This window comes from Flammeovirga sp. EKP202, assembly GCF_014534745.1.
Lineage (GTDB): Bacteria > Bacteroidota > Bacteroidia > Cytophagales > Flammeovirgaceae > Flammeovirga.
This window is the reverse complement of sequence record NZ_JACVVP010000067.1, coordinates 24,535-37,414: the sequence shown is the minus strand read 5'-3', so window position 1 is coordinate 37,414 and position 12,880 is coordinate 24,535. Positions and strand designations below refer to the sequence as shown.

General features: G+C 35.7%; 6 protein-coding genes. All 6 read right to left on the bottom strand.

Annotated elements, in window-relative coordinates:
- Nucleotides 1-5,893, bottom strand: a 5,893-nt coding sequence (locus tag IC221_RS26120) for a fibronectin type III domain-containing protein (RefSeq protein WP_188171764.1), incomplete at its 3' end; no start/stop codon positions are given.
- A 372-nt stretch (nucleotides 5,894-6,265) separates the two neighbouring features.
- Nucleotides 6,266-6,649, bottom strand: coding sequence for a hypothetical protein (locus IC221_RS26115; RefSeq protein ID WP_188171763.1), 384 nt, complete (start codon nucleotides 6,647-6,649; stop codon nucleotides 6,266-6,268).
- 224 nt (nucleotides 6,650-6,873) lie between these two features.
- Entirely contained in the window at nucleotides 6,874-8,418 is a 1,545-nt protein-coding gene (locus IC221_RS26110) for a M28 family peptidase (protein ID WP_188171762.1), read from the bottom strand.
- A gap of 366 nt (nucleotides 8,419-8,784) precedes the next feature.
- A complete protein-coding gene (locus IC221_RS29960; RefSeq protein ID WP_188171761.1) occupies nucleotides 8,785-9,882 on the bottom strand; it encodes a TlpA disulfide reductase family protein in 1,098 nt (365 codons plus the stop codon).
- 189 nt (nucleotides 9,883-10,071) lie between these two features.
- Nucleotides 10,072-11,529, bottom strand: coding sequence for an Asp-tRNA(Asn)/Glu-tRNA(Gln) amidotransferase subunit GatB (gatB, locus tag IC221_RS26100; protein WP_188171760.1), 1,458 nt, complete (start codon nucleotides 11,527-11,529; stop codon nucleotides 10,072-10,074).
- Between the two features lie 270 nt (nucleotides 11,530-11,799).
- Complete coding sequence (locus IC221_RS26095; protein WP_188171759.1) at nucleotides 11,800-12,717, bottom strand: rhomboid family intramembrane serine protease; 918 nt, start codon at nucleotides 12,715-12,717, stop codon at nucleotides 11,800-11,802.
- Between the last annotated feature and the right edge of the window lie 163 nt (nucleotides 12,718-12,880).

Genomic DNA, 12,880 nt, shown 5'->3' with positions numbered 1-12,880 from the left:
CGTCATTGTCGGAATCGGAATCATCTTCATCACTGTCGTCCTCTTCTTCATCCCCACTTATCGGGTCTTCATCTGAACTAGCGTCATCGTCGGAATCGGAATCACTTTCATCGGTATCGTCTTCTTCATCATCCCCACTTATTGGATCTTCGTCTGAACTAGCGTCATTGTCGGAATCGGAATCATCTTCATCACTGTCGTCCTCTTCTTCATCCCCACTTATCGGGTCTTCATCTGAAGTTTCATCATCATCGGAATCAGAATCACCTTCATCGGTATCATCCTCTTCATTGTCGCCGCTTATTGGGTCTTCATCAGAATTAGTGTCATCGTCGGAATCGGAATCACTTTCATCGGTATCGTCTTCTTCATCATCCCCACTTATTGGGTCTTCATCTGAACTAGCGTCATCGTCGGAATCAGAGTCACCTTCATCACTATCGTCCTCTTCTTCGTCTCCGCTTATTGGGTCTTCATCAGAAGTTACATCATCGTCAGAATCAGAATCTCCTTCATTGGTATCGTCTTCTTCATCATCTCCGCTTATTGGGTCTTCATCTGAACTAGCGTCATCGTCGGAATCAGAATCACCCTCATCACTATCCTCCTCTTCACTTGTAGGATCTTCACCTGAAGAATCATCTTCATCAGGCTCTTCTTCCTCTGCTATTGGTTTTGGGATTTCTTGCCCTACAAAATTGATAAATCCTGAAGGTGAACGGCCTCTTTCATTATAACCTACTACACTATAGACATAATCTTGGTATATATTAAATTCTCTATCAGTAATTTGAAATTCACCTGCATTTAAAGATGCAATTAATGTCTGCGTTGTATCAGTAGCCTCTCTTCTAAACACCTCATAACCATCAATAACTTCTGATGAATCACTCCATGTTAAACGCAATGAATTATCTAAAGAATCAAAATTTAAATCTAAGTTATAGGGAACTGCTGGTAAAGGAATAATCCTTTCCAACGTTGTAGCCTCCAATTCCAAACTAGCACTGTAGATATCAAAAATATAAGATACAATGCTGTAAGTATATGTGGTATTTTCAGATAGAAGACTATCTCTAAATACATTTACATCTGCGTCTACGACTGCTATCAATTGTGACTCTAATTCAGTTGCTGATTGTCTATAAATCATGTAACCATGCTCGTCCGCATTAGTGTCTTCCCATGAAATAGTCAGCGTGTGTTGAGTTGCTGTATCTAATACAAAATTAGATAACCCCACTGGAACAGGTGGTACTGTGGAAATCGTTTTAGGATCTGAAATGTAAAAAACTCCATTCCTTTCCGCAGCTACTTTGTATGTATATGTCGTATTTAATTCAAAAAGAGAGTCGATATAACTAACTGTTGAAGAATCCAACACCGCTAACTCTTCAAAGTCTCCTTCTTTTTCCTGGCGGTATACTACATAATGTTCTTCCAAGTCAGAAAGATCTTCCCATTCTATGAAATGACCTTCTTCTACTTTGGTGATGCTTGTGAGCAGCGGTGCTTCAATCGGAATTTGGGCTTTTACAGCATTACTGATCGAATTACCTAAAGAATTGTAACTCTTTATCACATATTCGTACATCTCACCTTTCTCTACTTCCAAATCCACAAAAGTAGTATCATTGTATTCCAACGAAGCAGCCAATGAGTAGTCTTCTTCCCCTAACTTTCTTCTAAGAATATCAAAACCCAATTCATTCTCTATATCATCCTTCCATGACAATACAATTGAACTATCAGAAGGGGTAATATTGATTTCTTCCACCGCTTTTGGTTTTGAACTATTACTCATCGTATGTACAAACAACAGAAATTCGCTATTTAAACTTCCATCTAATAGTCCATTGATCGTGCGGATTCTAAAATAATATGTAAAGCCTTTTGTCAGTCCATCAATCAGAAATGATTGTTGATTCACGTCTGTTACGAAAGAATGACGGAATGTATTACCATAATCTGTAGAGTATTCTATTAGAAAACCTGTTTCCAAAGCCGACACATCTTTCCATGTAAATTGTAAAGAACTCGATGTCAACTCTTTGTATTCCACCTCTACAGGTGCCTCTAAACGGGTAAAGATAGAAGCAGTAACAGGGGTCGATTTTCCACTCCCATTAAAAGCTGTTACTCTAAACGAATATCGAATAGATCCTAAAGTATTATTGGTAAATTCATAGCTTGTCGTATTTCTATCGACAATCGCTAATGGAACAAAACCTTTATCAGGATTTAATGAGTACTCTACATAAAAACCCTCTTCTTTTTCACTATTGTCATCCCATGAAATCGATAAATACCTCGTTCTACTTTGGAGTTCTACCGTAAGGTTTTCGACAGGATTAGGAATGTCTTTTATTGTGGCTGATGCGATAGGAGAATTACTAGCATTTCCTTCTGCACTAAACCCTTTTACTTTGTAATAATAAGTAGAGTCGTCTGTTTTCGGAGATTTATCTACCCAACTCACTTTATCAGAGGCCACTTTTGCAATTTGTAGAAAAGGGCCTTCCATGTTTTGTGCTCTTTCAATGCTATAGCCAGAAATATGGTTCACACTCTCCCAATCAATTTCAATGTTCTCGTCTGGCAATAAAGAAGCATTTAAAACCTCAACTTCTTCAATAGAATTACTTCCAGTAGTTGCTCCAAAAACCTCAAAGGCTAGGTTGGTATCTTCTGCTGCAAATGTTGTAGGGTGTGTCCATGAGGTATATCCTCTGCCGAATAAATTGTCTGGATCGATCAAGTAAAAAGAACCTCCATTTGTCTCTTGCGCACCTGTTCCTCTCCAAAACCAACTCCCTTGATTTCTATACGACATCACTGCTGCTACAGAAACCCAATATGTTCCTGGCGTTAGTTCTACCGGTGTTGATAAATTATGGGTGATAGCTCCTTCATCATAACTTGATATCGGAACTTGGCCTGAACTATAAATGATATTTTCAGAAGGTTGTCCATTATTATCTTCATAAATAAATACCTCAATTACTGGTACATCAGCTCCCGTACTTTGTCCATAGGCTTTTATTTTCGAAATGATCCAATTTTTACCGTCAGGTACTAAAATATCTTCCGCTAAATAAACAGGTTTCCCAAAATCAGTAAAATATTGCGATCGATAGATTTCACCCGATTGATTGGTTTGAGCATATAATGCAGGAACGATATTCTCTACTTTTGCATCAAATTTTACCTTAGAGGAAAGTTCTCCTTCATAAGCAATAAGTGTTACTTTAGCAGTTCCTGTTGTAATATTGGTTGCAATGTATAAAGTATCATTTGAAATAGACGTTTTGATCACACTCGTATCAGAAGTGATCACCTCATAGACTAAATTATTCTGATTTTGTGATTCAAAAATATCATTGAGATCAATTGCTTCAACGATCTCACCCAACGAATAGGTACGCTCCTCAATTGTTGTTTTTACTAAAGGTGGCATTGAATCCACTCCATAGTAAGCTGAATAAATACCATTGGAGTGTGTCGCTACAACCACCAAACCATCTTCTCTTGTTTTGATCATTGTCACAACCCCGTCACCAATTTCCTTCTCTCCTTGTTGCATCCAATGAGTATTTTCAGAGATACTTGAGATTGGTGAATAATAAAGTCCTACACTCGTCCCTACAAAGAGACCTTCTTCTCCATCTGTAGGCTGATGAAACTCTGCCCAACGTACAGAAGGCCCTGCCCCTGATCCATCCTCATTTTCTTCCAAATTACCAGACACATGCTCCCATGTAGTACCTCCATCTTTTGTTTGATAAATACTTTTTGTCTGATAATTAGAAAAAATCACTACAATGTGATCAGCATCTTTTGGATTCACTGCCACACAAGAAACGTAAGCCTTAGGTAAGTTTTTATTGGCTGTTAAATGATCAACACTTGAAGACTTAGACCTTGAATCGTTGACTCTATAAATTTGGCCATTCCCCGTCCCTACAACAACAATGTTCTCAGGACTTTTCGATGCTGCAACGGCTGTAATAGTTCCTGATGTGGCCACATTTGAATAAGTATCCCAACCTTTAGAAGTACCATTAAAAGTATAGCCTGAATTGATACTTGAAAGAGACAAATTAAACCATAACGACTTTTTAGCCGGATAATACATCACATCACTGTCATTGGGGTCAAGAATGTAAGGGTGAACAAATAATTGCCCTGACGCTTTCGTCGGCTGTATACCATCATAATCTGTAGGTTGTGATGGATTATCTCCTTTAAATCTTAAAATTTTACCGTTTTGGGTACTTGTATATCGGATGTGTTCTCCTGGTACAATAGCAACGTAACAACCGTCACCTCCTGCATACTCCTCTATCCAATCTGCATCTGTAGCTGAAGCGTCTGTATACCACTTACCATTATCCTGAAATCCTGCCAATATCCTTGCATCTCCTGTTGTTTCTTCATCTATGGCAATCGCATAAGCCTGTGTGGTGTAATAGCCATTATTTAGACATTCCCACTCTACTGCTTCTGCCATTATATTTTTGGATTTTGACACTCCGCCATCATGGCTTGTAATCACAATATCCGGGTTGGAAGGGAGAAAGACCATGGCATGGTTATCGGGGTGGTGATTCTCATATTGGCTTACGTTGTTTGCCGGCGAATACCCTCCAATCCATGAGGTTTCAGAAGTATCTGTAAAACCATTCGTAGTTCTATAAAGGTTAGTACTTCCTATAAAAACTACATCCTCGTTATTTGGTTTTACCTTAATATATTGGTTATAACTTCCTTGAGAAAGATTACCAACATATCCTCCATAGGCTGGCAAATTAGAAGTGCGGTCATCCCATGTGTTAGTCGAAATAGTATACTTCAATAACATATGTGCATTTGTTCCATTTCCTGGGGTATGTGCAAAAAAGTATACCACATCAGGATTGGAGGGAGCTGCAGCCATAACCGTTCTACTTAATGAAATAGATGCAACTTCTGAAGGTGTGATCTCTGTCCAGTTTTCTCCGTCATCTGACATGAAATAACCATGATTGGAAATAGTAGCAAATAATTTCCCTGATGCATTGGATATTATTTCAGTGTAAAGAGAACTTTGATTTTCCAACACTTTGGTCCAAGTATTTCCATCATCAAAAGACCTAGAAATACCTCCTTGATGAGTCACATAAATTATTCCATTGTCATGGACTACTATACTTGATGTATATTGAAAATCACCTCCAGAAACGGTAGGATCAAAAGTAGTTCCTTCAAGAGAAGTCCAAGAAACACCTCCATCAATTGACTTATAAATACCATTTCCTCTGTAAGCTGCTCCTCCTGCTGCTGCCGAATTACCATATACTTCTCCTGAACCATAATACCAAACATTGGAGAAATGAGGTCTTGGATCTTGGGCAATACATGTAATACTCTGACGATCTGTTGGAGCGGTTACTTTCGTCCAACTATTACCTCCATCAATAGATCTCCATAAACCTCCTGAAACACCACCGGCTAAGATGATATTTTCGTTGGTTCTATCGATTGCTAAAGCCCTTGTTCTTCCTCCTACATTAAAAGGGCCTCTTTTGTGCCATTTTGGAGCTGTTGCAGTGGAAGAAAATAATCTTAGGCGCTTTGCATTTTGAAAGTGAATATTCTGAATAAAAGCTTTTTCTTGTTCAAAGATATTGGCTGGAATTTCATGTGTGATTGGATTTTCCAACATCAAATGCTCAAACTGTTGTCGAGCAATAGGGTCATCTTTTAATCTTTTGAACTTGTGATACACAGGCTCTTCTCCTGTGATATCTTCAATAACTCCTTGTCCAAATATGGGGTAACTTAGGAAAAGGAATGTAGCGATAATGGGCAGTATTTTCTGGTTAAAAAATACTGAAATAGTAAGTGGTTTCATGAGTGATAATAGGGTATTGCATTAGATAGCAATCACTCTTAATAAAATTAGGTCTAAAGAGTGATCTTACAATAAATAGCATTCAAAGGTGCAGTGTTACAGAATAAAGCGATTGAAACTACAACAGAGAATAACTTGAAATAGAAATTATATATTTAGAAATTGGTTTAACGGGTAAATCATTTTTTCCTCATTTATTAGGTTTATAGGAATATAGTAAATAAACCACTCTGAAAATAGCCTATTAACAGTTTTACTTGGTAAAACAATATAAAGACTTCATTTCTCATAACATTGACCAATTGCTAGATATACGGTTTAATTTTTGAGAATTTTCCTACCTCTTATCATTTTAAGTATAAAGGGTTTTATCTAACCGGAATAATCTAAATTCTCCTCTTTATTATCCTTTTTCCTTTTCATATAATGTAATTCTAACGGAATGGTAAGAATGTTTGAAACAACAACTGGAACGTCTGTTTCTAATGTAGATGGGTATAAAGGTGTATATTTTTTTTGAAGATTTTTAATGCTGTCAACTGACGGAATCAATTCACTTTCAACATAATTGATACAAACTTTATATAATTTTTTAATTTTATCTATCCATTGAACTTTTTCAAAGTGAAATTTGTTTCCCTCGGTTAACGACGAATATACATTAGAATAATTTTTCATATCAGAGAGCGTTACAATTTTTATTAATACTGTAAATCTCCAGAAAAAAGACTCTATTTCAGATAGAAGGTTACCCATCATTCAATTTTAGGTAATTTACTTAGGGGGAAGGGAATTAAGAGGTAAGAGGAAAGAATGAAGAGGTAAGTTTTTTTTGAAGCGACGATTAATAGACAATTGGAAAAGAGTCTTCTGTAGAGTCACAATGCCTTGTGGCTCACGAACCATCATAAAAACTACTTTATAGACCACAGCACGAACCATTTTTCTTAATTCTTACCTCTTTCTTACCTAACAAGTGCTTACCAATAATATTCAGGGTAATGCTTATTCGGTACAAATAGATCTTTTTCTAAAGTATCCGAACGATTAGCCATTTCCCATATTAATTTCATCCCTAATTTTGTTCTTTTATAAACTAGGTCAAAGTTAACTCTATCAACATCGTCTGTGGGGGCATATAAATCTTCTTGACAATAATCTGTTAGAACAGTAGTTGGTATATTTCTAAACACTAGTGCATTAGAAACTCGATTATTATCATAATAGGTACTGCTTGAAGTCTTGGTATAGATTTTAAGATCCTTCTCATAGGTGTTCGCCGTTTCAAGAATGATCTTCTCATACTTTGAAGAATGTAGTTGTGTACCAAGCAAGTAACAATAGTTCTCATCGTCTACCTCTTTATGTTTCCTCCCTAATTGCTTAAAAGTAATATTGGCCACAATATTATCTATTGGTAATCCAGAATACTCACAGAAGAAAAATTCACCTATTGCGAAGATCTCATTGACGGTAAAGTTTACAAAAAGTATAGACCTTCGAGGTGAATAACCTGCTTCTTTTGCTTTTTGAAAGGCCAATGCTAATTCCATTACTGCAGCAGTTGCTGTAGCGTTTGCATTTGCTCCATTATAAATTACACCTTTTTGAATGCCAACTCCATCATAGTTTGCATTCACCAATATTATTTCATCTTTTAAATCAGTCCCCTCAATAAACCCTAGAATATGCTCATTTTCATATTCCAAAACTTCATATTTTGATTCTATATGTATTTCGGTTTTTAGTTGCCTTTGTTCTTTCTTCTTAAGCATATTGTACCTACTAATCATTTCTTGTTGTTCCTCTGAAAATAAAGAAAGAATTGTATTCCAATTCACACCGACCCACTCAGAAGAAGAATCATCATTCTTAGCAATCCATTTTTCATATTCCGATTTTCTTAAATAAGCAATTGGTAGTCGTTTACTGATTGACCTAAAGTCATTACGATTTAAATTGTGTTCATTGTCCTTGATTGAGAAAAAAACTTTGGCATTTATATCTTCTATTTTCACTGTATTCATTTTATCAAAAGGGTCATAATGATGAAATATGACTCCTTTATCTCTAGTATACCTTCTGTATAGATTCTTAAAATCAATTTTATCTACATACAAAATTTCTATATCTCCATTCAGATCAACACTGTTAAATGGAAATAAGTCAAAGTGATCCTTTGTCAAAATTGCATTCTGATTATACACTTTAAACTTTGTGTATTGAGGGACAAAAGTTGGAAATTGAAGGGTTCGTTCCTCATTATACTTTGGAATATTATTAAGGTTGTAAAAAGATTTGATATAAGCAGCTGCTAGTTCATGTCCTCCTTCCAGCATATTACGACCTTTCATGTCATCACTTGCCAATACTTTGGTATGCTTCTCTAAAGCGTCTTTTGATAAATAACCTAACACACTATTCATTTCTGAAGCAGTGGTAGATAAAGTAACATTTTGAGCAAATAAAAAGCAGGGGCTGAATAGAGCCAATAAGTTGGCAATGATATTTAGTTTAAAATTCATAAATAGTTTCGCTTTAATTTATTTTGATTTTAACACGATGAAGAAGCCTATTATCTAATTCTAGTTAGTCGGATTTAAGTTTTAATCATACGTGTTTAAGCAGTTGTACAATTAAAATCGGAAGTTTTGGATTGTCTTTTTTAGCCTACTCTTCGTTAGAATATCATCACGTAGCTTCGGCTATGCTCTTCTATTCTGCCTTGATTAGACTAAAAAATAATAATCCAACTTATCCCAATTTTAAATGTGAACTGCTTATATAGTTCAATTCGAAAATAGACTTAAAAATTATAAACCCCAAAAAAGTCATAACAACATTTTTGGGGTTTATAAATTAGAACTGAATATACTCAGTCATGGTATTTCTTATTTTCCTAGAAGCTCTTCAAGCTTTTTCTCTAAAGCATCACCTCTTAGGTTTTTGGCAATGATCTTACCCTCTTTATCCAATAATAAAGTAAAAGGAATTCCTTCCACTCCATATTGTGTTGCAACAGAACCATCTTCATCCAATACTTGTGCCCAAGAAATGTGGTCTTGCTCAATAGCCTTCTTCCAAGCTTCTGCATCTCTATCAATAGAAACTCCATATACTTCAAAACCTTTTTCTTTGTATTTTGAATAAGCCTTCAAAACATTTGGGTTTTCCATACGGCAAGGTCTACACCAAGATGCCCAGAAATCGATCATTACATATTTCCCTCTGAAAGATTCTAAAGCAATCGTTTCTCCTTTTGGACTCGCTAAGGCAATAGGCATTGCTTCAGAACCTACCATCGTAGACTTTAAAGCGTTGTAGCTTTTTGCTACTTCCATCACTAGGCTATCTTGAGGAAACTTTGTTTCTAACTTCTCTATTGTTTCAGAAATTACCTCAAAGCTGCTTTCCTTATCTTGAATAAAGTTTAAAGCTACTAAAGTAACATAAGCTCCATCCAATTTCTTAAGCATTGCTTTTACTGCTTCTTTCTGTTCATCTTGTAACTTCTTGAACTTTTCTAATACTGCTTCTTTATGCTCAGAAGTAGCATATTCTTGCTGCAATTCATTTCCTTTTTCTGAAAATGAATCATACATATCCTTCAGTTCATTTAGTTGATCATTTTCTTTAGAACCTGTTATTTTGAAGAATTCACCATTGTTCTCCACTTTTAAATCCTTTGTTTCAAGAACTACAAGTTCTTCTGCTTGATTTCCAATATTCAAAGTATATAAACCAATCTTAGGCACGGTATATTTTAATGCAAAAGCCCCTTTAGCATCTGTCGTTGCTTCGGCTACATTTTTCTTACCTCCAACACTTTGAATAGTATATAATATGATTTTTGTTCCTTCTGATTGTCCTTCGAGGGTACCTGAAATTGTTACGGAAGCAGGGTATGTTCTTTTTTCTTCTTTGGCCCCACCACAACTTACTACTATAAAAGCAAGTAATAGGAAAAAAATGTTGTGTAATGTCTTCACAATTATACGTTTACAAGTTGCTATGTTCTTTATGATGCAGTAATAATGTTTACTTTATCTACCTTATTTAAAGCTTAAATAAAATAAATATTTTACTGAGAAAGCACCTTGTTCAATCCAAAACAAGGTGCTTTCTAAGTATTCCATCAGATTTGATGTACTACTTCCTTATGCAATATACACAGATCTTTATTTTTCCAATGCTTCTCTTAGCAATTGATTTGTTTTTTGAGGGTCAGCTTTACCTTTTGCCAACTTCATCACCTCTCCCATAAATAACCCTAAAAGGTTTTTCTTTCCTTTTTTGTACGCTTTCGCTTTATCAGGGAACTTCGCAATTGCTTGCTCAATTAATGGCACCAAGAAGTCATCTCCACTATCTTGAATCAAGTCCAACTCTTTAGCTACTTCCTCAGGCTTGCTTCCTTCACGCTCCGCCACTGCTTTCAATAATTGTTGTGTTGCTGCAGCATGACTTACTTTTTTATCATCTACCAATCCAATAATTTCAGCCACTTGAGCAGGTTGAACAGGTAATTCGGCATAAGAAGTACCACTTTCATTCACCATTGATTTCAATGGGCCGTTCATCCAATTTGCTGCCGACTTGAAGTTTTTAGTAGCATTACATAAAGCTTCAAAGTAAGAAGCCGTCTCTCTTGTTTCTGTCAATTGATAGGCATCTGCTTCTGAAAGCTTATACTCTGCGATAAACTTCTCTACCAGTTCATAAGGTAAGCTTGGCATTTCTTGCTTGATTTTTTCCACCCATTCTGGTTTAACAATCATTGGTGGTAAATCTGGGCATGGAAAATATCTATAATCATTTAATGTCTCCTTGGTTCTCATACCATAGGTTTTACCTGTCTCAACATTAAATGTCCTTGTTTCTGAAATGATCTCCTCTCCTTTCTCAATCATGTCAATCTGACGTTGCATTTCATAGTCGATTGCTCTCTGAATGTTACGCATGGAGTTCATGTTCTTGATCTCACATTTTTGGCCCAATTTTGTATCGCCTTTCAAACGTACAGAAACATTGGCATCACAACGTAATGAACCCTCTTCCATATTACCATCAGATACTTCTAAGTAGCGAACAATCTTACGGATTTCACCTACAAAGGCTGCCGCTACAGCTGAATCATGAATACATGGTTCTGTCACGATTTCCATCAATGGTACTCCAGCTCTGTTCAAGTCCACCAAAGTATCAGGTGAACCCTCTAAGTGTGTTGATTTTCCAGCATCTTCTTCCATATGAATACGGTTAAGAATCACTGTAAATTTTTCACCTGCTTTAGTCACTACATCTACATGGCCACCAATACAGATTGGTGTTTTATCTTGAGTTGTTTGATATCCTTTTGGTAAATCTGGATAGAAATAGTTTTTTCTATCGAAGAATTGATATTCTGAAATTTTACAATGGCATGCCAATCCCATTTTGATAGAATATTCTACTACAGATTTATTCACTTTGGGTAATGTACCTGGCAATGCAAGTGTAATTGTACTGACATTAACATTAGGATCCTGACCGTAGGTTGTTGGGTCTGAAGCAAAAATTTTACTTTTAGTCTGTAATTGTGAATGAACTTCCAATCCTACTACAAGTTCATATTTGTCTAAAATTGCCTTATCCATATGCTATGTATTTATTTCAAAGCGTTGGTAGTCAGTGTAGAGCAGTTCAAAAAATAATAGGTTATCAATGCCTGGTTATTCTGCTATTTAAATACTACACTTTCAATTGTGCTTGATTGTTACTTTTTAAATTTCACAAACAAAAAAGTCATTCTTTTAAGAAAAAATGACTTTTAAGCTATTTCATTACAATATTAATAAAATAAAGGGAATTACACTATACAGAATGATAAAATTATACTCCTCATTTTACCTATTCACAAATTATTTTTAGTGTTTACGTTGACTTGCCTTGAAAAGAATTTCTTTTTCCTCTTGTGTCAGGCCTTCATACCCTCTTTCTGAAATTTTATCAAGAATCTCATCTACACTGTCTTGTGTAGGCTGATTGGTTGTTTTCGTAGTTTGTGTTTTTTTGGCTGCCTTGCCTTTTGATCTATGAACCACTTTCAACTTTCTATCCGACTTTGTTAAGTTGGTGAAAAAATTGGTCATCGCATACAATGGCTTCCCAAGGTCTGTTCCTCTTTTTAATAGAGAGACATAAGAGAATCCCATCAAAGCACCACCTAAGTGAGCAATTTCTCCTCCTGCATTACTTCCAGCTGATTGTATCAATGACAAGAAGATATAAACTGCAGCTAAATATTTGATTTTTACAGGACCTACAAACAAAAGGTTTATTCTATAATCAGGGGCAATTGTTGCGGCACCTACTACAATTGCATATACACAAGCTGAGGCTCCAATTAGTCCACTAACCATTTCCATGTGACCTCTGTAATAAGGAACCACATTGTACATTAATAAATAGGCTAGGCCACCGGCAATACCACCAAGAAAATACAGTGCAACTAACTTCTTATCCCCTAAAAACTCAGTGAAGATTATCCCAAACCAATACATGATTAACATATTGAAAAGGATATGAAAGAAATCACTCATACTATGCATGAAGAAATAAGTGATCAGCGTCCAAGGCTTCACGACAGCGTCATAGATATAAGGTGGTAAGGCTACATTGCTAAATATATATTGATCATAAATACCATGTAAACCTGATAGTTTAAATACAAGCATCAATAAGCTCATACAAACATATACGACAACATTAACGATAATCAGTCGAAGTAGCCCACTTCCAGGTTTGTTCCATGTATACTTTAAATCGGAGATAAAGCCATTCATAAGAAGTTAAAATAAAGGTTTAATGGGTGATAATTAGAAAACCTACTTTAATCACAAAGGTTTAAGTATTAGGTATTTTAATTTACGGAAAATCCCTTACTTTTAAAAATGTTCCCAATTATTCATCCCTTTTTACATTTTTATATTAGATAGATGAAGTCCT